Genomic DNA, 23,844 nt, shown 5'->3' with positions numbered 1-23,844 from the left:
CCGATCGGTGTACGGCGGCGTCTCCGATCGGGACTCCTGTTCCTCAGTCCCCACCAGTTCAAGCGTTCGCCTTCAACGCCCGCACCTCTTCCCGCAACGCCCGAACCTCCTGCAACACCAGGTCGTCGTGCGACGCGGTGCGCGGCGCGGGCAGCGTGATCTCCTCCTGCATCGCGCTGCACACCACCGCGATGAACAGGTTCAGCATCGTGAACGACCCGACCATCAGGTAGATCAGGAAGAAGATCCACGCGAGCGGTTTCTGCTCCATCAGGTCGCGCATGACGTCCGACCAGCCGTCACCGGTGGTGATCTGGAACAGCGTGAGCAGGGTCGGGCCGAGGCCAGAGAAGCGCGGATCACCGGTGTCACCGAACAGGTTGCTCGCGATCACACCGCCGACGTACACGAGCAGCACCAGCAGACCGGACAGCGACACCAGCCCGGGAATCGACTTCACCAGCGCCGTGACGACCCGGCGCATGCTCGGCACCATCGCCACGAGCCGCAGTGCGCGCAGGATCCGGAGGCTGCGCAGCACCGACAGCGGGCCGGCCGTCGGGATCAGGGCGATCGCCACGATCACGAAGTCGAAGATGTTCCACGGGTCCTTGAAGAACCGCCAGCCGAACGCGTAGAGCCGCGCGGCCAGTTCGAGCGCGAAGATCGCGAGCGCGACGTGGTCGATCACCGTCAGCGCGGCACCGAAGTTCGCGTGCAGCACGGTGGACGTCTCGGCGCCGAGGGTGATCGCGTTGACCACGATCACGCCGACGATGAACATCTGGAACCGGGTGCTCTCCACCAGTTCGCCGATTCGGGCGCGCACCATCTTCACTCACTGCTCCTACGCACAGGGGTTGTGGTGACTATCGGCGGCGGAGACAGCGGAACTGTTCACCCGGTCGAGTTGATCAGCTCCAACCGGCTGGCGGTGCGAGCGAGGTCAAGGGCCTGACCGCCCACGATCTCACTCAGCGGGTGATCACTCACCAGTGTCAGCCGGACGTCCTTGTCGACCAACACGTCCACGACGTTCGCGAACCGTTGCTGCGCCTCACGATCGCACGTCTCGATCCGCGGCACGGCGGTGATCACCCACTCGTCGTAGCGGTCGGCGAGCACGAGGTAGTCCTGCGTGGAGGTCGGTTTCTCGCACAGGTCCCCGAAGTCGAACCAGACCTGCCTGCCCGTGGTGTCCCGAGGCGGGGCCTCGGTGAGGATCTCGCCGGTCTCGAACCGCGACCTCGGCCGGCCGTGCAGGTACCGGTAGTCGGTGCCGCCCTCGATCTCCACGACGTCCACGAGCTCCTTGACCAGCGCGATGCCCGGCAGGAAGTGGTCGTGGTACAGCGGGTTCGGCAGCAACCCGTCCGGCGGGTAGTTGGACGTCGCGATGACCATCACCTTCCGCGTCTTGAGCGCTTCCAGCAGCCTGGTCATCAGCATCGCGTCGCCGACGTCGTGCAGGTGGAACTCGTCGAAAGCCAGCACCTCGGCCTGTCCGATCAGCTCGTCGACGGCCTTCTTGACCGCGCCGCGCTCGTGCAGCCTGGCCGAGATGCGGCCGTGCAGCTCCTGGAAGAACGAGTGGAAGTGCACCCGGCGCTTCCTCCTGACCGGCAGGACGTCGAAGAACGCGTCCGCGAGGAAGCTCTTGCCCCTGCCGACCGGCCCGTGCAGGTAGACGCCCCGCCGCCGCTCCCCCAGCCCACCGAGCCGCCCGATGGCCTCGAGCTGCGCGTCGTCCAGGTCGTATCCGCTGCTCGACACGTGTGCCAGCAGCGTGCTGCGAAGATCCACAAGTACCCCCGCGCCAGCTTACGATCGGACCCGTGAGCAATGTCGAGGCCGATCCCGCAGAAGTGACGTGCGCCTCCACGCCGGGTGGTGTCGAGGTCCTGGAGCCGCGGGACGTACCGCTGGGCGGTCCGCGCGCCATGTCGGTGCGCCGCACGTTGCCGCAGAAGCAGCGGTCGTTGATCGGTGCCTGGTGCTTCTGCGACCACTACGGCCCGGACTCCGTGCACATGGATGTCGCGCCGCACCCCCACACGGGCTTGCAGACGGTGAGCTGGCTCTTCAGCGGCGAGATCGAGCACCGCGACAGCCTCGGCGTGCACGCGTTCGTCCGGCCAGGCGAGCTGAACCTGATGACCGGTGGCCGCGGCATCGCGCACTCCGAGGTGTCGACGGAGGCTTCCTCGGTCCTGCACGGCGTCCAGCTGTGGCTCGCGCTCCCCGACGCTCACCGCGACGCCCCACGCGACTTCCAGCACTACGCACCACCGACGGTGGCGGTGTCCGGCGCCTCGGTCCGCGTCTTCCTCGGCTCACTGGCCGGCTCCACCTCCCCGGTCCGCACGTTCACCCCGCTGCTGGGCGCGGAGATCGTGCTGCCCGCCGGCGCGTCCCTGTCCCTGGAGGTGGCGTCCGGGTTCGAGCACGGCGTGCTGGTCGACACCGGCGACGTGACCGTCGAGGGAACCGCGCTCCGGGCCGGTTCGCTCGGCTACGCCGGCACCGGCCGCTCGTCCCTGACGCTCTCCTCCCAGGACGGCGCGCGGGTCGTGCTGCTGGGCGGCGAACCGTTCGGCGAGGAGATCGTCATGTGGTGGAATTTCGTGGGACGCACCCACGACGAGATCGTCGCCTATCGAGACGAATGGGAAATCGAGACAGAAAGATTCGGCCGCGTCGAGGGCTATCCCGGCTCCCGCCTGCCTGCGCCACCCCTGCCCGGTGGCCGTCTGCGTCCGCGCGGCAACCCCGCGTAACTGTTGTCAAATGTCATAGTTCCGCGGCCTTGTAAATCACGTTCTGATCGCTTTTCCTGAGCGAGGCATCCACGAAGGTTGCCACGCGTCTAAGGGGGCATGACGAACGTGACACGAGTGGGCGCCGAGTCCGTCTTCGCCTTCATCGCTCCTTCCGGGCGCCCCATGCCGGTCGAGGTCGAGCTCGGGTACCGCGCCGACGACCCGCACGCCGTGACCATGACGTTCCGGATGGGACGCCAGGAGACGGTGTGGCTGGTCAGCCGCGACCTGCTCGCCGACGGCCTCATCACCACCAGCGGTGCCGGCGACGTGCGGCTGCGCCCGCACAACTCGACGACCGCCGTGCTCGAACTGCGCTCCGACGTCTCGCAGGCCGTGTTCCACGTGCGCTCGTCCGAGCTGCAGGAGTTCCTGAACTCGACCTACGACGTAGTCGCCCCGGGACGCGAGGACGACTACGTCGACTTCGAGGCCGAGCTCCGCAAGCTGCTCGACTAACTGGTGCCGTTGCGGATCGCGCGCGCGTATGCCGCCGCGTTCCCTTGTGACGCGCACGCCTTCATGTCGTCGTAGAGCCACATGAAGCCGCCGACGATGCCGGCGGAGCCGCGCCAGGACCGCATCTTGCTCTCCACGGTCGCCGGTGAGTCACCGGCCGAGCAGCCCGACCCGTGCCGGCTCCACAGACCCGGATCCACGGTCATGCCGAGCGCCTGCCTCCACGTGGCGGGGTTGTTGCCCGTACCGCCCGCGTACCCCTGGAGGTACAAGCGGTCGACCATCGCGCCGCCGAGGTTGTTCTTGAGGTTCACCCAGAACGACTGGTTGGTGTACGGCGCGAACGTGAACTTCGAGTACCCGAGCCCGGCCGCCATCCTGGCGAACGCCGCGGTCGGGCTCACCTGGTAGAAGGACTCGTCGTCGTTGTTGATCGCGTCGGCGCCGGTCGCTGCCTTCAGCGCCTGGAAGTTGCGGTAGAGGATGCTCGACGGACCGGTGCCGCCGGAGCTGATCAGCGCGGCGATGGTCTCCCAGTCCCGGACGCCCCACGCGCCGATCGACACCTCGATCCGGTTGACGCTCGTGGGTGCCTGCTTGAGGGTGCGCAGGCGGGCGGGCCAGCCGGCGTCGCCGACGTAGCGCCCGTTCTGCACGATCAGGATGTCGTTGTAGTAAAGGTCGCCGTTGCCGTGCACGTGGATGCTCCAGAGGATCACCGTCGTGAACCCGGACGCGCGCAGGGTGTTCATCACCGCCTGCCCGTCCTGGTAGAACGGGCCGCCGCCGTAGATCGCCGACCGCGGCGACTGCTGCGCCTCGGCCTGGGTTGAAGAGAGCGCTACCACGCCGGAGATCGCCAGCACGGCTGCGAGGAGGGTGAAGAGCCAGGGCCGCCTCATCAAAGGATGTCCCTTCGGTCGTGCGGCGGCTGGCTCTCAACATAGCGCTCCGATCAAGCCCCTCAGCGACTCTGTTCGGCGGGTATGCCGGCAAGCTCCTCCGTCACGGTCGTGAACGCCTCCGGCTCGACCCGCAACATGCCGGTGAACGGCTGTGTCATCCCCACGCACAACACGCACACGAACGCCATCACCGCCGCCGTCAGACTCAACTGCACGACGTGCCGGGCACGAGCCGTGAATCCGATCAGCAACGGGAACACGACCATCCCGATGGCACCGGCGATCGTCCCGAACAACATCAACTTGCCGGTGTTGTCCAGCCCGCCGGCCTGATCGAGCCGGTCCCGCCGCAGGTCGGTGATCTCCCGCAACCGCTCCAGCGACCGTTCCCGCGCGCTCTTCACCTGGTCCGGCGAGGACGGCAGGCTCAGGATCTCGGAGTGCAGCGAGTTCAACGCATCGGTCGTGCGCTCGTCCGCCTGCCCCACCGCGAGCCGGGCCCATTCCTTGTCCGCCACCAGCTTCGGGTACTCCACGAGCAACCCGCGGATGTGATCGCGCTGCGGCTGCGGCATCACGGCGGTCTGCCAGTAGGCGTCCGCGACGGCCGCGGCCTCGCGGGCGGCGTTGTCCCCGGCGGCGCCGCTCTCCTCCCAGACGATCACCATGTAGAACGCGAGCGCGACGATGAACAGGCCGCTGATGACGGCGCCGAGGAAACCGCGGGAGTCCGCGTCGCGATCGTCAGCCTGGTCGTGGGCGCGCGAGCGGCCGAACAGCACACAGGCGACGGCGGTGACGACCACCGACGCGATGACAACGACTACCGCGGTCCACATGGGGTCCATCTCCCCACAGCCGCCACCGTTTGACCATCAACTCCACGCTTCTCGGCGGTCGTGTGCGCCCATCAAGAGCAGTGGGCGTTGATCAAGCCCACTGCGCGTCCACATCGGACCGCCCGGAACAAAGCCGTTGACACGAACAGGGAAACCGAGGCACGAGAGTCCTCAACGGAGAGTGAGGACGCGGTGATCAACGGCGGTGACAAGCAGGGCCAGGCGTGCCAACCTGTGCGCCGACCCGACCGGAAGGCGTCGCATGCGTGTACCGATCCTCATCGCCGTCGTCCTGCTGGTGCCGCTGCTCACCCCCGGACCGCCGGTCGCCGCGGCCGAGGTGTGGCGCACCCAGTTCGACGAGGCGGTGTACGGAGACGTCACGGTCGTCGGCAACGCCGTGCTGACCTGCCCCAGCCCCGGACAGGCAGGGCCAAAACCCAAGTATCTGCCGCAGTCCTGTGTGGACGCGCAGAACCGCAACGGCGACGGTCCGTCCGCCCTGAACAACGGCCACCGCATGTCGTGGACCGACGTCGACAACGACCCGGCGACGTACAACTCCTCCAGCGCGCGGGTCACCATCCCGCCGGGGGCGACCGTCGCGTACGCCAAGCTGGGCTGGGCGGGCAGCGCGGACTGCCACGACGAGACCGCACCGCCCGGCAAGCCCCAGGACCCGGTCACCTTCAACGGCGTCCGCGTGAGCCCCGGCCGGTTCGTCATCGACTCGCCGGACGAGCTCTCCCACACCGACAACGCCTTCTACAGCGCCGAAGCCGACGTGACCCGCGAGCTGAAGGGCGCCGACGTCACGGTCGGCAACGTCTGGGCGCCGCAAGGGTTCGACTGCTTCGGCGGCTGGTCGCTCACCGTCGTGTGGAAGTTCGCGGGCCCGACGGCGACGACCACGGCGCGGCGGCACGTGTCGGTGCACGGCGGTCACGTTCGCCTGCCCACGAAACTGCCGACTCTGCGCACCCCCATCGCACCGATGCACGCCGCGGGTGGGCCGGTACGCGTGGGCATCACCGCGTACGAGGGCGACTGGGCCACCGACGGCGACCAGGTGCTGGTCAACGACTCGTCGATCGCGGGCCGCAACGCGTTCGTGTCGTCCGCCCAGGGCGCCGTGCAGCCCAGCTCCCTCAACAACATGAGCGTCGACGCCCGCACGGTCACCGTCGAGGAGAACGTGCTGAAAGCCGGCGCGAAGAGCGCCGAGCTGACGTTCCGCCGGGCCGAGGACGCGTTCCTGGTGCAGAACATCGCGTGGTCGTTCCCGCTGCCCGAACTGACACTGGCACTTGCCCCTGAACACCCTTCCGCACACCCGAAGGATCAGGTGGCCCAGACGGCGACCGTCACCAACGAGGGTGATGCGCCCGCCGCCGACGTGTCCGTGTGCAACCAGAAGATCGGTGCCCTCGCGCCGCACGCGAAGATCACCCGCACCTGCATCACGGTCGCGGCCGACGACGACTACCCGGCCACCGTCACGGCCAGTGGCAACAGCCTGGCGGGCGATCCGCTGGCGACCCACCGCACCGCGACGGTCGACGTGCTGCACCCGGCGTTGCGCGCCACCACCTCGACCGATCCGCTGACCGCTCTGCCGGGCCAGTCCGTGAAGTTCACGACCACCGCCACCAACACCGGCGACACCCCGCTGTTCGAGCTCGGCGCTCGCACCGGCGCCAACGGCTGCGGCCCGATGCAGGGGCAGCTCGATCCCGGTGCGACGGCCACAGTGGACTGCACCGCCACCGCCGGTGACGAATCCGGGCCGCTGACCTCCACCGTCACCGCCGCCGACAAGATCGGCGGCAAGGTCGAGGCGAGCGCGTCCGCGCAGGTCAGGGTGGTCCATCCGCGACTGACCATCACCGCGCTCTGGTCGAAGGACCGAGCGGAGGACGGCGAGCTCGTCAGGGTCACCATCACCGTCGGCAACCCTTCGGACCTGGCCGTCGACGAGGTCCGCGTGGACGGCGAACCCGCCGCGTGCCGCCGGACCTTCCCGAGGCTGCAACCCCGCGAGCGCATCACCTACACCTGCCAGGTCGCCGCACCGGTCAACTCGAAACTGACCGTCTCCGGAGCGGGCGCGGGCGCGGCGGTGAGCGAGAGCGCGGTCGTGCGGATCGACTCCGCGTCGGCACCGCTGCCTGCGCAGACGCCGGAACCGGCCCCGGACATGCCACCACCTCCGCGGCCCGTCGCGCACGTCCAACCGGTCTCGAAACCGGCCGTCGGCGGAGTGGCCGCGATCATCGGTGTGGTGGGCATGATGCTCGTCGCCAGCGTGGTGTCCGGGGTGGGTCGCCGCTGACCACGGGGTTGAAATTCTGCGTAAACGTTCCCGCCATCGGTATCGAGACAGGCGTGTTCCTCTAGCCCGGAATGCGGTAGAAGGACCCCATGGAGATCACCGCCTTCCTCAACCGCAAGCTGGCCCGCCGGTTCCGGACGTACGACTCGGACGGGGACGGGTTCATCGCGCGCGAGGACTTCACGACGGCGGGTGCACGCACCACGAAAGCGTTCGGTCTGGCCGACGACGACCCGAAGGCCGTCAGGTTCCAGCACACGTTGATCGGGCTGTGGGAGCAGCTGCACTCCGTCACCGACCCTGACCACCGCGGGCGCATCAGCCTCGACGAGTACAAGAAGGCGTTCGCGAACGGGCTGCTGGAGACGCCCGAGTCGTTCGACGCGGGCTACATCCCGTTCCTGGACGCGGTGATGTCGATCGCGGACGAGGACAACGACGGCAAGCTGACCGTCGAGGAGCACGTGAAGTGGACGGGCGCCCTCATGGAACTGTCCGAGGCGGACGCTCGCGGAATTCACGACCTGCTCTCGGACGAGGACGGCTTGCTGTCCACTCAGGCCCTGCTCGAGGCGATCCGCGAGTTCTACTTCTCCGAGGATCCGGCCGCCGCCGGCAACTGGCTTTTGGGGTCGTTGGACTGACGTGCTGCTGAAGACGCTGCAGGAGCACGCGGCACGGGCCCAGCCCGCCGCGCACGTCGAGGAGGCCGGCGGCTGGTGGCTGCGGCACTCCCCCGGCGACGCCTGGTGGGTGAGCGCGGTGCTGCCGCACGACCGGGAGGACCGGGTCGCGCAGGCCGAGTCGTTCTGCGCCGAACGCGGGTCCGGGGTGCGGTTCCAGCTCACGCCCGGCGTGTGCGCTGAGGACCTCGACACCCGGCTCGCCGGCCGGGGCTATGCGCGCGGGCACGACATGTCGCTGCAGATCGCGTCCACAGCGGAGGTGCTGCGGCACACGGACGCCGACGCGGGCGCGGTGACGGCCAGACCGACCGACGCGTGGCTCGCCGCGTGGCAGGCGGTGACCACGCGGGACGTCAGCGCCGAGCGCGACCTGCTCGGCCGGGTCGAGCTGCCCAGCGCCTACGCGCACGCCGAGGTGGACGGCCGGGTGGTGGCCGTGGGCCGGGCCGTGGCGGAGCAGGGGTGGGCCGGGGTGTTCGGCATGGCGACGTTGCCGCAGGCCCGCGGCCAGGGCGCGGCGCGGTCGGTGCTCGCGGCGCTGGCGTCGTGGGCGGCCGCACGGGAGGCCGACCGGATGTACCTGCAGATGGAGAAGGCGAGCAGCAGCGCGTTCCGGCTGTACGAGCGGACGGGGTTCCGCGAGGTGTGCACGTACCACTACCGGATTCGTGCGTAACCAATCAGGAATCAAGAAGGCAGAGCCGAGGTCCCCGAGTTAGCTTTGCGCCATGACCAGGACAGCCGCGGCGACTGAGGCCGACACCCACGATCTGATCCGCGTGCAGGGCGCGCGCGTGAACAACCTGAAAGACGTCGACGTCGAGATCCCGAAGCGACGGCTGACCGTCTTCACCGGTGTCTCCGGTTCCGGCAAGAGCTCGCTGGTGTTCGGCACGATCGCCGCGGAGTCGCAGCGGCTGATCAACGAGACCTACAGCGCGTTCATCCAGGGCTTCATGCCGACGCTGCCGCGTCCCGAGGTGTACCTCCTGGAGGGGATCACCACGGCGATCCTCGTCGACCAGCAGCGGATGGGCGCCGACCCGCGTTCGACCGTCGGCACCGCGACCGACGTGAACGCGATGCTGCGAATCCTGTTCAGCCGGGTCGGCGCACCGCACATCGGCGGGCCGCAGGCGTTCTCGTTCAACGTCGCCTCGATCTCCGGCGCGGGTGCCGTGACGATCGAGAAGGGCGGCCAGAAGGTCAAGGAGCGGCGCGAGTTCAGCATCACGGGCGGCATGTGCCCGCGGTGTGAGGGCCGCGGCCAGGTCTCCGACATCGACCTCACCGAGGTCTACGACGAGTCGAAGTCGATCCTCGAGGGCGCGATCAAGGTGCCCGGCTACAACGTCGACAACCAGTGGACCGTGCAGACCTTCGCGCAGTCCGGATTCATCGACCCGGCCAAGCCGATTCGCAAGTACACCAAGAAGGAACTGCACGACTTCCTGTACAAGGACCCGGTCAAGGTCAAGGTCAACGGCATCAACCTGACCTACGAGGGCCTGATCCCCAAGCTGCAGAAGTCCATGCTGTCCAAGGACCGGGAGGCGCTGCAGCCGCACATCCGGGCGTTCGTGGACCGCGCGGCCACGTTCGGCACGTGCCCCGACTGCGCCGGCACCCGCCTGACCGAGGCGGCGCGGTCGTCGAAGATCAAGGGCGTGTCGATCGCGGACCTGTGCGACATGCAGATCACCGATCTGGCGGACTGGATCCGCGGGCTGAAGGAGAAGTCCGTCCAGCCCTTGCTGGACAAGCTCGCGCACACGCTGGACTCGTTCGTCGAGATCGGACTCGGCTACCTGTCGCTGAACCGGCCGGCGGGCACGCTGTCCGGCGGTGAGGCGCAGCGCGTGAAGATGATCCGGCACCTCGGATCGGCCCTGACGGACGTGACGTACGTGTTCGACGAGCCGACGATCGGGCTGCACCCGCACGACATCCAGCGGATGAACAACCTGCTGCTTCGCCTGCGGGACAAGGGGAACACGGTTCTCGTCGTCGAGCACAAGCCGGAGACGATCGCGATCGCGGACCACATCGTCGACCTCGGTCCCGGCGCCGGTCGTGGTGGCGGCACGATCTGCTACGAGGGGTCGCTGTCCGGGCTGCGTGCCAGCGACACGGTGACCGGGCGGCACTTGGACGACCGCGCGTCGCTGAAGTCGGCTGTGCGCAAGGCATCCGGGGTTCTGGAGATCCGCGGGGCCGCGAAGAACAACCTGCGCGACGTCGACGTCGACATCCCGCTCGGCGTGCTGACCGTGGTGACCGGCGTGGCCGGCTCGGGTAAGAGCTCGCTGATCCACCAGTCGATGCCGCGCGACGCCGGCGCGATCATGGTCGACCAGACCCCGATCAAGGGCTCGCGGCGGTCGAACCCCGCCACCTACACCGGGCTGCTGGAGCCGATCCGCAAGGCGTTCGCCAAGGCCAACGGCGTGAAGCCCGCGTTGTTCAGCGCGAACTCCGAGGGTGCGTGCCCGAACTGCAACGGCGCCGGTGTCGTCTTCACCGACCTCGGGATCATGGCGACGATCGAGTCGCCGTGCGACGTCTGCGAGGGCAAGCGGTTCGACCAGGCGGTGCTGGAGTTCAAGTTCGGCGGCCGCGACATCTCCGAGGTGCTCGCGATGCCGGTGGCCGAGGCCGTCGAGTTCTTCGGTTCCGGCGAGGCCCGCACGCCGGCCGCGCACGCGATCCTGCAGCGCCTCAACGACGTCGGCCTCGGCTACATCTCCCTGGGACAGCCGCTGACCACGCTGTCCGGCGGTGAGCGCCAGCGCCTGAAGCTGGCCACGCACATGGCGGACAAGGGCGGCATCTACGTGCTGGACGAGCCCACGACCGGTCTGCACCTGGCCGACGTGGAGCAGCTGCTGGCGTTGCTGGACCGGCTGGTCGACTCGGGCAAGTCGGTGATCGTGATCGAGCACCACCAGGCCGTGATGGCGCACGCCGACTGGATCATCGACCTCGGCCCTGGCGCGGGTCACGACGGCGGCAAGATCGTCTTCGAGGGCACGCCTGCCGACCTGGTGGCCGACCGGTCGACGCTGACCGGCGAGCACCTGGCGGACTACGTGGGTGCCCCGGCTCGTCGCAAGAAGCGCTGAGCAGGTACTAAGGGCTCATGGAAATCACGGTGTTCCTGGACCGCAAGCTCAGCCGCAGGTTCGAGACCTACGACCGCGACCAGGACGGGTACATCGACCGCTCGGACTTCGAACAGGCCGCTTCCCGGACCACCGCGGCGTTCGGGCTGAGCGACGACGACCTGAGGGCGAAGCGGTTCCAGGAGCAGCTGCTGGGCGTGTGGGACCACCTGTCCGCCGTGACGGACTCCAACGACGACGGCCGGATCAGCCTCGCCGAGTACAAGAAGGGGTTCGCGCGCGGAGTGCTGGGGCGCCCCGAGGCGTTCGACGACGTGTACGTGCCGTACCTCGACGCGCTGATGGCCGTCGCCGACCACGACGGCGACGGCCAGCTCGGCGTGGGCGACCACGTGCGGTGGAGCAGGGCGTTGATGAACGTGTCCGAAGCCGACGCGCGTGCCGTGCACGCCCGGCTTGATCATGACGGCGACGGCCTGGTCGGCACGGAGGACCTGCTGGCCGCGATCAGGGCCTACTACTTCTCGGAGGACCCGGAGGGGCCGGGAGCGTGGCTGCTCGGCCCACTGGACTGAGTTCTAGAACCTCTGCTCGATCTCCGTCACCGCGGCGGCCGCGATCCCGGCGGCGGCCGCTCGCGGTGAAGGCGCGTTGACGATCTTGGCCACGAGACGGCGCATGTTCGTGCCGATCTTCTGGAACGCCGACGCCGCGGTGGGCTCGATGTCGCCGAACAACGTCCACCACCACCAGGAGTTCGTGGCGGAGTTCGCGACGACGTCGGGGATGATCAACGCGTCGATCCGGGCTTCCGCCGCCGCGGTGACCGGCATGTTCGCGGCCTCGACGATCAGCCTGGCCCTGACGCTCTGCGCGTTGTCCTCGTTGATCGCGTAGCTCGTGGCGGCGGGGACCAGGACGTCGGCCTCGACGTCGAGCCACTTGTCGCGGTCGAGCTGGACGTCGGTGGCGCGGAGTTTCGCGCGGTCGATGGCGCCGTGCGCATCCCGGGACAGCAAAAGGGTTTCCACGTCGAGCCCGGCAGGGTTGGCTACGACACCGTGGACATCCGCGAGTCCGACGATCCTGACGCCTTGTTTCGCGAGATAACGTGCGGTGGCGCCGCCCATCGAGCCGAAGCCCTGCACGAACGCCGTGGGGTTCTCGAGCTGGAGGTGCTCGATGCCGGCGAGCGCGGCCTCGGCAACGCCGTAGCCGCCGACCAGTTCGTCGAGGCTCACGCCGTCGACGGTGACCGCGAAGGCGTCCGCGAGGCGTTGGCGGGCCTTCTGCTCGTCGTCCAGCAACGGGTACACGGCCTGGATCGACGACTGCAGCCCGATCTTCTCGATGGCGACGTCGATGGTGGACTGCCGCAGCCCGAGGTCCTCCCCCATCGTCCAGAACCGTTCGATGTACGGGGACATCGCGAACAGGTACGCGGTGAGGACGTCGGTGGCGCGCGGGTCGTACGGGTCGAAGTCGATGCCGCCCTTCGCGCCCCCGAGCGGCACGTAGCGCGCCTCGGGGTCGTAGTTGAGGGCCTCCTTGGCCGTCATCCCCTCCGCCAGCCCGCGGACCTCGTCCAGGGTGCAGCCCGCGCGCATCCGCAGGCCCCCGCTGCTGACCCCGCGCACGAGCCGGTCGATCACGAGGTAGCCGCGCGCGTTCGTGGCCGGATCGGTCCAGGTGACCTGGAGATAACTCATCGAACACACCCCTTGACTTCAGCGTATGACCGCGGTCACATGGTCCGTCCAATAACTGACTGATGGATCAGTTAACCATCTGGAGGGACCCTTGAGCGAGGTACAGCCTCTCAGCGGCAACTGGCTGAACGAACGCACCCACCTGCGCAAGTCGCTCCGCCGGGTCGACGTGACGTTCTACCTGCTCTGCACCCTCGTCGGCCTCGACACGATCGGCAGCGTCGCCGCCAACGGGCCCCAGGGCCTCGTGTGGATGGTGATCCTCGCGGTGGTGTTCTTCCTGCCGTACGGGTTCCTGACCACCGAACTGGGCACGGCGTTCCCGATCGAGGGCGGGCCGTACGTGTGGACCAAGCTCGCGTTCGGGCGGATGGCGGCCGGCGTGAACCAGGTCCTCTACTGGCTGTCCAACCCGCTGTGGATGGGCGGCACGCTCGCGATCATCGCCGTGACGACGTTCGAGACGTTCTTCCTGGAGCTGGGTCTCGCGGGCAAGCACATCGCGGGGCTGGCGTTCATCTGGATCGGCGTTCTCGCGGTCGCGGCTTCACTGCGGATCGGGAAGTGGGTGCCGATCGCGGGCGCGTTCGCCCGGATCGTGCTGCTCGGCTTCTTCACGATCTCCGTCGTGGTGTACGCGGTGAAGAACGGCGTGCAACCGTTGGCCGGCGCGGATTTCGTGCCCACGTGGGCGGGGTTCGTCGCGTTGGTGCCCGTGCTGATCTTCAACTACGTCGGCTTCGAGCTGCCGTCGACCGCGACCGAGGAGATGCAGGACCCGCAGCGCACCGTGCCGTTCGCGATCCTGCGGGCCGGGCTCGCGGCGTTCCTGTTGTACGGCGGGCCGATTCTCGGAATTCTGCTCGTGGTTCCGGCCGCGCAGATCCAGGGGCTGGGCGGGTTCATCGACGCGGCCAAGCAGGTTCTCACCGTGTACGGCGGATCCGTGGCCGCGGACGGGACCGTGACGCTGACCGGCGCGGGCGCGGTGCTGGGCACCGTGTGCGCGGCCGGGCTGATCATCGGCGTGCTGACCTCCGGCGTCTCCTGGGCGATCGGGGCGCACCGGGCGCAGGCGGTGGCATGTGCCGACGGCGCTGGGCCTGCTTATCTCGGGCGGCTTTCGTCCCGGCACGGCACGCCGGTCCGGGTGAACGTCCTTTCCGGACTGCTGGCGTCGGTCGTGCTGGTGACGGCGTTGAACCTGACGGGCGGGAACTCCGAGAAGTACTTCACCGCCGGGCTCGCGCTGGTGATCTCGACGACGTTCATCAGCTACCTGCTGACGTTCCCGTCGATGCTGGTGCTGCGTCGCCGGATGCCTGATGTGGCACGGCCTTTCCGGGCGCCGTTCGCGGTGCTGACGACCGTGGTGACCACGGGCCTGGTGGCGTTCACCGTCGTCGTGCTGATCTGGCCGCTGGACCTGCCGTCCGCTTTTGCCAGCGAGCGGACGCAGTACACGGTGTCACAGGTGGTGCCGCTGCTGATCGTGATCGGCATCGGGTTTCTCTTCTACGCGCTGGGTGCACCCACGCGTGCGTTGGACCGGGAAGTGAGGCAGGACTTCACCTCGACATCTGCATGAGGAACTCCGCGTTGGTCTGGGTCTTGCGCAGGCCTTCGAGCAGCGTGTCGATCTCGCGGTCGGCCATCGCCCTGCGCAGCTTGTCCGTGATGACGAGTTCCTGCGGTGAGACCAGGAGTTCCGACTTGCGGGTGCTGGACTGCTGGAGGTCGATCGCGGGGTAGATCCGCTTCTGGGCGGCCTTGCGGTCGAGCTTCAGCTCGGCGTTGCCGGTGCTCTTGAGCTCCTCGAAGATCACCGTGTCCGCGAGCGACCCGGTCTCGACGAGGGCGGTGGCGAAGATCGTGAGACTGCCGCCGTCCTCGATGTTCCGTGCCGCGCCGAGGAACCGCTTCGGCGGCGTGAGCGCGCTGGAGTCGACGCCGCCGCTGAGGATGCGGCCGCCGTTCGGCGCGGCCAGGTTGTAGGCGCGGCCGAGCCTGGTGAGCGAGTCGAGCAGGAGCACCACGTCCTGGCCGTCCTCGACGAGCCTCTTGGCCCGTTCGACGGCGAGTTCCGCCTGGGCGATGTGCTGCCTGGGGTGCTCGTCGAACGTCGAGGCGAACATCTCGCCGGGGATCGTGCTCGTGAGGTCGGTGACCTCTTCCGGCCGTTCGCCGACGAGCGTGACGATCAGGTGGCATTCCGGGTTGTTCTTGGCGACGGCCTGCGCGATCTGCTGCAGCACCATCGTCTTGCCGGCCTTGGGCGGCGCCACGATGAGCGCCCGCTGCCCCTTGCCGATGGGCATGACCAGGTCGATCGCCCGGCCGGTGAGCTCTTCGGGGTCGTGTTCGAGCCGGAGCCGTTCGTTGGGGTAGAGCGGCGTCAGGTCCTCGAACCTGGGCCTTTTGTGCGGCTTGCGCCCGTTGACGGTGTCGACGCCGATCAGCTTGCCGCTTTCGGCCTGTCCGCTGATCTGGTCACCTCGGCGCAGATCGTGTTGCTTGACGAGGTTTTGCGGTACGACTGGACCGTCGACGAGGAAGGCCTTGTTGTTCTGGATGTCGAGTACACCGATGTGCATCTGACTGTCCTTTCAGGAGGTTTTGCGTTGCTGGTGGTGGGGATTGATTTCGGCACCCTGTCCGCGCGGGCCGTGGTGGTCCGGGTTTCCGATGGTGCCGAGCTGGGCAGCGCGTCCGTGGACTACGCACACGGCGTGCTGGAACCAGAGCCGCAGTGGGCCCTCCAGGTGCCGTCCGACTACCTGGAAGCCTTGCGAGCAGTGCCTTTGGCGCTGCGCGAGGCAGGTGCTGTCGCATCTGACGTGATCGGCATAGGCACCGACTTCACCGCCAGCACCGTGCTTCCGGTGCTCGAGGACGGCACGCCGCTCTCGTCGATCTCCTCGTCACCCCATGCTCTGGTGAAGCTGTGGCGCCATCACGCGGCTTCTTCGCAGGCGGCACGTTTGAACGCCGTCTGCGCAGGTGAGGCGTGGATGGAGAGGTATGGAGGCTTGACGTCAGCGGAGTGGGAGTTCCCCAAAGCGCTGCAGGTGCTCGAAGAGGCACCCGACGTCTACGCCAGCACTGGACACTGGGCAGAAGCTGCGGACTGGATCGTCTGGCAGCTGACCGGAACCTATGTGCGGAACGCGTGCACCGCCGGTTACAAAGGACTGTACCAGTCCGGCTACCCTTCGCCATCGCTTTTGGCCCAGTTGCATCCGGACTTCGCTGATTTCGCAGCTCAGAAGCTGTCCGCGCCCATCGTGCCGTTGGGCACACGGGTCGGCGGGCTGTCCGCTTCCGGTGCCGCGCTGACCGGTTTGCTGCCGGGGACACCGGTCGCCTGCGGGGTGATCGACGCCCACGCCACCGTTGCCGCGGCTGGGGCCGCTTCACCCGGTCAGCTGGTGGCCGTGATGGGAACGTCGACGTGCCACATGATGGTGGGGTCGTCGTTGCGCCCGGTACCCGGCATGTGCGGGGTGGTGCAGGGCGGCATCGTCCCCGGTCACTGGGGCTATGAGGCCGGCCAGAGCGGTGCCGGTTCGATCCTCGCCTGGTACGTGGAACACCAGGTGCCCGCTTCTTATTCCACCCGCGCTTCCGCTGAAGACATCTCGGTCCACACGCTGCTCTCGCGGCTGGGTGACGGTCGCCCGGTCGGCTCGCACGGTCTGGTCGCCCTGGACTGGCACGACGGCAACCGCTCGGTGCTGGTTGACCACGCCCTGTCCGGGGTCGTGGTGGGCCAGACGCTGGCGACGCGCGCGGAGGACGTCTACCGGGCTTTGATGGAGGCAACGGCGTTCGGGACATTGTCGATCGTCTCGGCGTTTCGTTCTTCGGGCCTGGAGGTCGAGTCGTTCGTGGCTGCCGGTGGGCTGACCCAGAATCCGGTGCTGATGCAGATCTACGCCGACGTGCTGGGCATGCCGGTGTCGTTGATCGGGTCGTCTGAGGGCGCCGCGCTGGGTGCCGCGATCCACGGCGCTGTCGCGGCAGGCGCCTATCCTTCGCTCTCCGAAGCTTCGACGGCCATGGGTTCCGTCCGGCGTGACGTCTACATCCCTGACGCTTCAAGGCATTCCGCGTACTCGCGGCTGTACGACGAGTATGTGGTTCTGCACGACTACTTCGGGCGCGGCGGCAACTCCGTCATGCATCGCCTCCGCGCTAACACTTCTTCCACGCCAACCTGAACGTCGTGCTGACACTGGAATCCGTCGAGTCCATCGTCATGAAGCTGGTGGCGCTGCCTTTGCCGTTCACCTTCAGCTCGGCCTCGATGGTGAGCGGCTTGCGGTCCTTGCACGGCCCGTGCTGCACCGCGCCCGGCACGTCGGTGGCCTGCCAGTTGTCGCTGATCGGCCCGCCGTAGGTGTGCGTGCTGTGCTGCGTGGGGAATCCCGGGAAGCGGTAAGTGTTGCGCTCAACGCCCTTCGCCCCATCGGTCAGGTGGGCGAACCCGCGATAGTCCGTCGCGGCGATGCCGTACGTGAATCCCTCCGGATGGGTGAGCTTGAGCGTGATGGTGCAGCTCTTCTTGGCCTCCGCACCCTTGGCCTGCACGACGAAATCGCTGTACGTCACGGTGAACGCCGTGTTGTCGCCCGACATCGCGATGCTCGTCGTGCCGGGCTGACATCCCGTACCGCTGACGCTCAGGACCTCGACTCCGACCGGTCCGGGCGGCGGTACGAGCATCGCCGCCACCAACGCCACCACGGTCAGCATGAGGCCTCCTCACATCGTTGTGGGAGAACCTATCGAGCCTGGCAATCCACCGAACGGCTCAGGCGCCGGCCAGATCGCCGACGACGTGGATCACGGTCGGCCGATCGGCCACGAACGCCTTGCGCAGCGCGACAGCGAACTTGTCCTGGTCCTCGACCGTGAGGCCGTGGCAGTTGAGACCCTTGGCAACCCTGGCGAAGTCGACACCGGGAAGGTTCACGCCGTGGACCGGTTCGCTGCGATCCACCATCTCGCGGCGGATCTCCCCGTAGCCGCCGTTGTCGGCGATGATCACGGGCAGCGGCAGGCGTTCCTGAGCCGCGGTGGCCAGTTCGGGCAGGGTGAACATCACGCCGCCGTCGCCGTGCAGAGCCACGACCTGCCGATCGGGCGCGCCCATCTTGGCGCCGATCGCGGCCGGGAGACCGTAGCCGAGGGTGCCGAAACCCGTGGGGTACAGGAAGCTGGCCGGGCCCTCCATCGACAGGTTCGACAAAGTGCCGTAGTAGCAAGCCATTGCGCTGTCCGCGGCCACGATCGCGCCCGGGGACAGGACTTCCTGCATGGCCTCGACGAGCGGGAGCCAGGTGGCCCCTTGCGCGCGTGCGTGCTTGCGGAAGAGCTTCTGCCACCGTTCGGCGCGCTTGGTGGCTTCCTCACTGGTCTTGCCGTTGCCCAGACGTTGGTTCAGAGCCGTCACGGTGGCCTGGGCGTCGCCGACCAGTCGGTAGTCCGGAAGGGCGTTGGTGATCATCTGAGCCGGGTCGACGTCGATGCGGATGAGGTCGCCGGGGAAGCGCAGCGGCCCGTTCCAGAGGTCGGTGGAGGCGAGCTCGGTGCCGATGGCGAGCACGACGTCGCACTCGGCCACGAACTCCGCGACCGCCTTGTGGTGCAGGCCCGCGCCGACGGAGAGCTGGTGGTACTCGGAAAAGGTGCCTTTGCCGTTGGCGGTGGCGACGACCGGCGCGCCAAGCCGTTCGGCCAGAGCGGTGATCTCCTCGACCGCACCCTTAGCACCGCCGCCGACGATCAACCCAGGCCTGGTGGCGAGGTTGAGCCGCCCGGCGGCCGCGGCGATCGTGACGGCGTCGGCCGGCGGGTGCGCGACCAGGACCGGCGCCACCTCGCTGACCTTCTCCACGGCGTCGATGAGGTCGAGCGGAATCTCCAGGTGCGCCGGCCGGGGACGCCCGGATGTCATGTGCGCGAACGCTTGTGCCACCGCCAGCGGAATCTCGGCGACGCTGTGCACCCGGTTCGAGTACCCGATCACGGCTTCCAGCGCGGCGCTCTGGTGACGCACCTCGTGCAGGGTTCCGTTGCCACGGCCCGGATGCCTGAGGGGCATGCCCGGCGAGATGAGCAGCACCGGCACGGAGTCCGAGTACGCCTGGGTCACCGCGGTCATCGCGTTCAGCACGGCCGGCCCGCTGGTGGTGAGGCAGACACCGGGTTTGCCGGTGACCCGCGCATAGCCATCGGCGGCGAACCCGGCACCCTGCTCGTGGCGAGGTGTGACGTGCTTGACGTCGTGCTCGGCCAGGTAGCGGTAGATGCCGAGGTTGTGGGTGCCGGGGATGCCGAACACGAGCTCGGTCCCGTGCGCGACGAGTGCGCGCACCAGCGCGTCACCCCCGCTGATGCGAGGAACGGTCATGCTCATGCCACGCGTCGTCCACTCGAATCGTTCAACGTGTCCCCCAAAGGGATGATCAGCGCGTCCACGGCCAGCACGCCGTCGGGCCCCACGCGCACGGGGTTGAGCTCGATCTCGGCCACGTCGGTTCTGGCCACGAGCGTCTCGGAGACCTGTGCGATCACCTGGGACAACGCTGCCACGTCGGGTGCGGGAGCGCCACGCCACCCTGACAGGAGCGGGGCAGAGATGAGGCGTGCCAGCATTTCCGCCGCTGTGGCGGGAGTCACTGGCGCGAGCTCGACCGCGGTGTCCTTGAACAACTCTGCGTGGATGCCGCCGGCTCCCACCAGGACCACTGGGCCGAACGAGTGATGCCGTTTGGCGCCGATGATCAGCTCTACGGTGTTCTCTCGCGTGTCCATCTCTTCCAGCACGTAGGTGCCGGGGCCTAGCCTGGCTCGCATCTCGTCGAAGGCTGCTGCTGGGTCGGTGACGTTTAGGCGGACGCCGCCTTGTTCGGTTTTGTGGGCTAGCCAGTCGGCTTTTAGGGCGAATGGGGCTTTTAGGGTGGTTGCCTTGGCTTCGGCGGTTGAGGTGATGGGTTGTGCTTTGGGGAAGGTTATGAAGGGCAGCAGTTCTCGGGCTGCCAGATAGCCTGGTTGTAGGGGCGGCGTGCCTGCCGTTGCCCCACCCGCCCACGCCTCGCCCGGCAGGCTCACGCAGGGGTCCCCTCCGAAGGGGTCCCCTGATTCAATTCTTCCAGGCAGCACCGACAGTTCCGGCCCACCCCAAACGCGAACGGACCGTTGATCAAGCACGCCAAGCCGAGCCGCATCACCCAGAGCAGCCACCGCCCGCTCGATAGTGTGCTGCACCGGCACCCCACCGGCCCGAAGCGCCCGCACAGCTGCGGACTCCACGCACATGCTGTGCACCACCACAGGCACACCGGTTTCCCTGGCCAGCAAGCAAATCCGGGACGCAACCGCCACCTCCGCAGAGGCCAACGACGGCGTGTCCGTTCCGTAGCTGCCGAAGTACCCGGACAACACGATCGCGTCGACCTCGCCCCCGCGCGCCAGCACCTCGACCGCGCGAGCGTAGTTCGACAGATCCTGCTCCCCCGCCCCGGCGAGGTCGATCGGGTTCCGCTCAGACGCACCCGCGGGCAGCCCGTCCACAGCGGACAGAGCGGGAACCGACAACCCAGCCCCGACCGCGAGATCCGCCGCGATCGCGCCCTGGCCACCGGAGTCGGAGATGACCCCGACCCTGTCCCCGCGCGGCACCCCCGACGACAGCACCGCCGCCAGGTCGACCAGCGCGGCAGGTGTCGCCACCCGAATCGCTCCGGCACGGCGGCAGGCCGCGTCCACAACGTCCAAAGAGGACGTCAGCGCGCCGGTGTGCGAGCGCGCCGCTTCCTGCGCTGCCGCAGAGGATCCGACCGTCAGCAGCACCACCGGTTTCCCGGCCGCGCGCAACTCCGACATCGCCGTGACGATCCCGGGGCCGAAGCTCTCCAGGTACACCCCCACGACAGAGGTCATCTCGTGGGACACCAGGTCCAGCAACGCTTCCGCGGCCGTCACGTCCACCTGGTTGCCGACCGAGACGAACCGCGAGACCCCGATCCCCGCCTCGGCCGCGAGGCCGGCGATCTCCAGCCCGACCTGCCCGCTCTGCGACACCACCCCGAGCGACCCCGGCTGGAACCGTCCCCAGGCCAGGTGCAGCGACGTCGCCGCGTCGAACACACCCAGGCAGTTCGGCCCGAGCAGGCGCGCTCCCGCCGAACGGATGCGGGCGACGACCCCGTCCTCGATCCCCGACGTGATGCCGACGAAACCTCGTGTTCCCAACGCAAGCGCCTCGTCCACCACCGCGGGGACGTGCGCCGCCGGCACGGCCAGGACGACCAGTTCGGGGGCCTCCGCCAGTTCGGAAAGGGAGCGGACGGTCGGTTCCGAGAGCACGTCACCGCCGCCGCGGTTGACGAGGTGCACGGCCCGGCGGTCACGCCCGGCCAACGCTCCGCGCGCGAGCCAGTGGCCCCACTTCGCGGGGTCGTCGCTGGCACCCACGACCGCGACGGACGCGGGATCGGAGAAGATCATCTCGCACCGAGACCGCGGGAGATGATGAGGCGCTGGATGTCCGAGGTGCCTTCCTCGATCTCCTCGAGCTTGGCGTCCCGCATCCAGCGTTCGACGGGATATTCGCGGGAGTAGCCGTATCCGCCCAACGTCTGCACAGCCGCGTGCGTGCACCACATGGCGTTCTCCGAACCGACGAGCTTCGCCATCGCCGACTCCTGCACCACCGCGTGCCCCGCGTCGTACAGCGCCGCCGCGCGCACGGTCAGCAGGTGCGAGGTGTCGACGCGGGTGGCCATGTCCGCGAGCCGGAACGCCACCGCCTGGTGCTGGATGATCGGCACCCCGAACTGCACCCGTTCCCGCGCGTAGTCGGACGCGTAGTCGAGCGCGGCGCGCGCGAGCCCGGTCGTGGCCGCGCCGATGAGGATGCGCGAGGCGTCGAACGTCCGCATCAGCCCGGCGAACGCCTGGCCTTCCTCGCCGAGCCGGTTCTCCGCGGGCACGCGCACGTCATCGAGGAACACCTCGGCGTTGACGATCGCGCGCTGCCCCATCTTCTGGAACGGCGGCCCGACCTTCAGCCCCGGCGTGTCGCGCGGCACCACGAACGCCGTGACGCCGCGGGACCTCAGCGCGGGGTCGACCGTCGCGAAGATGACGAAGTACTCGGCGTAGGGGGCGTTGGAGATCCAGGTCTTCTGTCCGTTGAGGACGTACTCGTCGCCCTCGCGCCTGGCCGACGTCTGGATGCTCGCCGCGTCCGACCCGCTGCCCGGCTCGGTGACCGCGACGGCCGTGAGCGGCGGCCGGCCGGTGCCCAGCGGACTGAGGAACCGCTCCTGCTGCTCGGGCGAGCCGAGGTGCTCGACGGGCGCGCTGAAGAAGCCGTTGGAGGTGATCAGGTTGCCGATGCCGATGTCTCCGTGGCACAGCTCCTGCTGGATCAGCACCTGGGTGAGCAGGTCGGTGACGCCGCCGCCACCGAACTTCTCGGGGATCATGAACGTGGTCAGCCCGAGCTCGGACGCCTTCTCCCAGACATCGAGCGGCGACTCGGTGTCCGCCTCGTCGACGGCGCGGCCTCGCGGGCGGATCTCCCTGGCGGCGAAATCCCTCGCCAGGTCGACGAACTGCTCCTGTTCGGCGGTGAGCCGCAGGCCGTCCCGGACGGTCCGCCCCATCTCGCGCTCCTAAGTTGACTGACGAATCAGTTATTCACGATCCACGCGGAAGCCTAGCTCTGTCAAGACACCTCCGGAGGTGCGCGAACGGGTGATCGGCGGGCCGCGGAAGACGCACCGGGGGTGGGGCTGAACTGCCCCGCAGACCTGTACCTTCACCGGAGTGGACGTGATCATCACCTGCGTGGCCCATGGGGGCTCGCGGGTCCGCTTCTTCGACTGCGCCTACGAGGACGGGCTCGCCTGCGTCACCGTCTCCGTCGAGCTGCGCAGCACCCGTGTCGTGGCAACGATCGACGGCATCCAGATCTACGCCGACCTGCCGGACTTCCTCGAATCGCCCGTCGGCGAGTGGCGGTCGCCCCACCACGAGCTGGTCGTGTCGGCGCGGACGAACGAGGCCGGCGCGGTCGCCCTGGACTGGCGGTTCGAGGAGACGGACGGGCATCTCGGGCGCTCGACGGCGTCGGTCGAGATCTGGCTGGAATCCGTCGACGAGGTGCGGCGGCTGGCGGCCGAGCTACGCGCGCTGCTCCCGACCGCGGCAGCGTCATGAGCTCTCAACCGCAGTGGCTCAGTCGCTACCAGAACGGGCAGCGCGACCAGGTGTGGCACGAACTGCGTCAGCTCGGCAACAGCGTCCGCGACTCCGAGTGGGCCGAGGAAGCGCAGGCGGTCTGCGACGAGATGGCGCGCCGGGCACGGCACAACATCGAGCTGATCGTCGAGCGGCTGACGAACGAGGGCTACAGGTTCCACACCAACGACGACGCCCAGACGGCGACGATGCCCCACGCGCCGCCCACCGAACAGGCGGCCGAGCATCTCCAGTGGCTGGAGGAGCGGTTCGGCCCCGTACCCATGACGCTGTCGTCGTGGGTGCGGATCGTCGGGGACGTGTGGCTCGTGGGCACGCACCCTGAGTGGCCCACCTCCACGGCGTCCGACCCGCTCGTGATCGAGGTGGAGGGGTCGCGCTACCCCGGCGAGTCGATTCGCGACTACCTGGACGACGAGTTCACGCAATGGCAGGAGGATCCCGAGGACGCCGGTCTGTTCGTGCTTCCGCTCGCCCCCGACAGACTCCACAAGGACAACACCAGCGGGGGCGCGCCGTACGGGATCGTGCTGCCCGATGGCTGCGTGGACGGGCTGTTCTCCGGGGAGGGCACGACGATGCCTTTCGTCGCCTACCTGAACTGGGTGTTCAGCGAAGGCGGCTTCCCCTGGGCCACGGGCGCGGAAGGCGAGTGGCGAACGAAGCGCCGGCTCGCCGCGGACCTGCTCCCCCTCTAG

At 68.5% G+C, this 23,844-nt stretch carries 21 protein-coding genes; 11 read left to right on the top strand and 10 right to left on the bottom strand.

Translation table 11 applies throughout. The annotated features are described in order from the left end of the window. Nucleotides 1–58: 58 nt before the first annotated feature. Both ACIA8G_RS09750 and zapE read right to left on the bottom strand, forming a co-directional pair. Nucleotides 59–832 carry an ion transporter gene (locus ACIA8G_RS09750; protein WP_396418678.1) on the bottom strand — a complete coding sequence of 258 codons (774 nt, stop codon included), beginning with the start codon at nt 830–832 and terminating at the stop codon, nt 59–61. 65 nt (nt 833–897) lie between these two features. Then, nucleotides 898–1,803 (bottom strand): cell division protein ZapE, encoded by a 906-nt coding sequence (gene zapE / locus ACIA8G_RS09745; protein ID WP_396417938.1) that lies wholly within the window; start codon nt 1,801–1,803, stop codon nt 898–900. A gap of 32 nt (nt 1,804–1,835) precedes the next feature. On the opposite strand from zapE, the gene ACIA8G_RS09740 reads away from it, so the two are divergent. Both ACIA8G_RS09740 and ACIA8G_RS09735 read left to right on the top strand, forming a co-directional pair. Next, the gene (locus ACIA8G_RS09740) at nt 1,836–2,777 is read left to right on the top strand and encodes a pirin family protein (RefSeq protein WP_396417937.1); all 942 of its coding nucleotides are present in this window, start codon (nt 1,836–1,838) and stop codon (nt 2,775–2,777) included. A gap of 99 nt (nt 2,778–2,876) precedes the next feature. Then, nucleotides 2,877–3,278 (top strand): SsgA family sporulation/cell division regulator, encoded by a 402-nt coding sequence (locus ACIA8G_RS09735; RefSeq protein ID WP_396417935.1) that lies wholly within the window; start codon nt 2,877–2,879, stop codon nt 3,276–3,278. Here ACIA8G_RS09735 and ACIA8G_RS09730 read toward each other — a convergent pair. After that, on the bottom strand, nt 3,275–4,180 hold the full coding sequence (locus tag ACIA8G_RS09730) for a lysyl endopeptidase (RefSeq protein WP_396417934.1): 906 nt from the start codon (nt 4,178–4,180) through the stop codon (nt 3,275–3,277). The two genes, ACIA8G_RS09735 and ACIA8G_RS09730, sit on opposite strands and share 4 nt — an antisense overlap. A gap of 62 nt (nt 4,181–4,242) precedes the next feature. Further along, nucleotides 4,243–5,022 carry a hypothetical protein gene (locus ACIA8G_RS09725; RefSeq protein WP_396417933.1) on the bottom strand — a complete coding sequence of 260 codons (780 nt, stop codon included), beginning with the start codon at nt 5,020–5,022 and terminating at the stop codon, nt 4,243–4,245. A 262-nt stretch (nt 5,023–5,284) separates the two neighbouring features. On the opposite strand from ACIA8G_RS09725, the gene ACIA8G_RS09720 reads away from it, so the two are divergent. From ACIA8G_RS09720 to ACIA8G_RS09700, 5 genes are all read left to right on the top strand, one after another. Beyond that, entirely contained in the window at nt 5,285–7,354 is a 2,070-nt protein-coding gene (locus ACIA8G_RS09720) for a hypothetical protein (RefSeq protein ID WP_396417932.1), read from the top strand. A gap of 89 nt (nt 7,355–7,443) precedes the next feature. Beyond that, on the top strand, nt 7,444–7,998 hold the full coding sequence (locus ACIA8G_RS09715) for an EF-hand domain-containing protein (protein ID WP_396417931.1): 555 nt from the start codon (nt 7,444–7,446) through the stop codon (nt 7,996–7,998). A gap of 1 nt (nt 7,999) precedes the next feature. Further along, a complete protein-coding gene (locus tag ACIA8G_RS09710) occupies nt 8,000–8,716 on the top strand; it encodes a GNAT family N-acetyltransferase (RefSeq protein ID WP_396417930.1) in 717 nt (238 codons plus the stop codon). 52 nt (nt 8,717–8,768) lie between these two features. After that, entirely contained in the window at nt 8,769–11,162 is a 2,394-nt protein-coding gene (locus ACIA8G_RS09705; RefSeq protein ID WP_396417929.1) for an ATP-binding cassette domain-containing protein, read from the top strand. Between the two features lie 17 nt (nt 11,163–11,179). Further along, a complete protein-coding gene (locus ACIA8G_RS09700; RefSeq protein ID WP_396417928.1) occupies nt 11,180–11,737 on the top strand; it encodes an EF-hand domain-containing protein in 558 nt (185 codons plus the stop codon). Nucleotides 11,738–11,740: 3 nt separating this feature from the next. Here the strand turns inward: ACIA8G_RS09700 and ACIA8G_RS09695 are convergent, their stop codons facing one another. Next, nucleotides 11,741–12,871 carry a Glu/Leu/Phe/Val dehydrogenase dimerization domain-containing protein gene (locus ACIA8G_RS09695; protein WP_396417927.1) on the bottom strand — a complete coding sequence of 377 codons (1,131 nt, stop codon included), beginning with the start codon at nt 12,869–12,871 and terminating at the stop codon, nt 11,741–11,743. 91 nt (nt 12,872–12,962) lie between these two features. Between ACIA8G_RS09695 and ACIA8G_RS09690 the strand changes: the two genes are divergently transcribed. Next, nucleotides 12,963–14,459 (top strand): APC family permease, encoded by a 1,497-nt coding sequence (locus ACIA8G_RS09690; protein ID WP_396417926.1) that lies wholly within the window; start codon nt 12,963–12,965, stop codon nt 14,457–14,459. On the opposite strand, the gene rho is transcribed toward ACIA8G_RS09690, so the two are convergent. After that, nucleotides 14,440–15,465, bottom strand: a complete 1,026-nt coding sequence (gene rho / locus ACIA8G_RS09685; RefSeq protein ID WP_396417925.1) for a transcription termination factor Rho — start codon at nt 15,463–15,465, stop codon at nt 14,440–14,442. The two genes, ACIA8G_RS09690 and rho, sit on opposite strands and share 20 nt — an antisense overlap. Here rho and ACIA8G_RS09680 point away from each other — a divergent pair. After that, nucleotides 15,460–17,091, top strand: a complete 1,632-nt coding sequence (locus ACIA8G_RS09680; RefSeq protein ID WP_396417924.1) for a ribulokinase — start codon at nt 15,460–15,462, stop codon at nt 17,089–17,091. The genes rho and ACIA8G_RS09680 overlap by 6 nt on opposite strands. Here the strand turns inward: ACIA8G_RS09680 and ACIA8G_RS09675 are convergent. Genes ACIA8G_RS09675 through ACIA8G_RS09660 form a run of 4 tightly spaced genes read right to left on the bottom strand, consistent with a single transcriptional unit; the run spans nt 17,066 to nt 22,548 of the window. Beyond that, nucleotides 17,066–17,626, bottom strand: a complete 561-nt coding sequence (locus ACIA8G_RS09675; protein ID WP_396417923.1) for a DUF4360 domain-containing protein — start codon at nt 17,624–17,626, stop codon at nt 17,066–17,068. The genes ACIA8G_RS09680 and ACIA8G_RS09675 overlap by 26 nt on opposite strands. Before the next feature lie 58 nt (nt 17,627–17,684). Further along, nucleotides 17,685–19,286, bottom strand: a complete 1,602-nt coding sequence (locus ACIA8G_RS09670; protein WP_396417922.1) for a thiamine pyrophosphate-binding protein — start codon at nt 19,284–19,286, stop codon at nt 17,685–17,687. A 2-nt stretch (nt 19,287–19,288) separates the two neighbouring features. After that, the gene (locus ACIA8G_RS09665) at nt 19,289–21,385 is read right to left on the bottom strand and encodes an acetate--CoA ligase family protein (RefSeq protein WP_396417921.1); all 2,097 of its coding nucleotides are present in this window, start codon (nt 21,383–21,385) and stop codon (nt 19,289–19,291) included. Beyond that, nucleotides 21,382–22,548 (bottom strand): acyl-CoA dehydrogenase family protein, encoded by a 1,167-nt coding sequence (locus tag ACIA8G_RS09660; RefSeq protein ID WP_396417920.1) that lies wholly within the window; start codon nt 22,546–22,548, stop codon nt 21,382–21,384. Before ACIA8G_RS09660 ends, ACIA8G_RS09665 begins: the two co-directional genes overlap by 4 nt. A 163-nt stretch (nt 22,549–22,711) precedes the next feature. Between ACIA8G_RS09660 and ACIA8G_RS09655 the strand changes: the two genes are divergently transcribed. Together ACIA8G_RS09655 and ACIA8G_RS09650 are read left to right on the top strand one after the other, a co-directional pair. Further along, complete coding sequence (locus tag ACIA8G_RS09655) at nt 22,712–23,104, top strand: DUF6228 family protein (protein WP_396417919.1); 393 nt, start codon at nt 22,712–22,714, stop codon at nt 23,102–23,104. Further along, complete coding sequence (locus ACIA8G_RS09650; RefSeq protein WP_396417918.1) at nt 23,101–23,844, top strand: hypothetical protein; 744 nt, start codon at nt 23,101–23,103, stop codon at nt 23,842–23,844. Before ACIA8G_RS09655 ends, ACIA8G_RS09650 begins: the two co-directional genes overlap by 4 nt.

It is taken from the genome of Lentzea sp. NPDC051213 (assembly GCF_044455585.1).
In the GTDB taxonomy this organism is placed as follows: Bacteria; Actinomycetota; Actinomycetes; order Mycobacteriales; family Pseudonocardiaceae; genus Lentzea.
The sequence above is the reverse complement of the archived record's forward strand: the minus strand, read 5'-3'. Positions and strand labels throughout refer to the sequence as shown.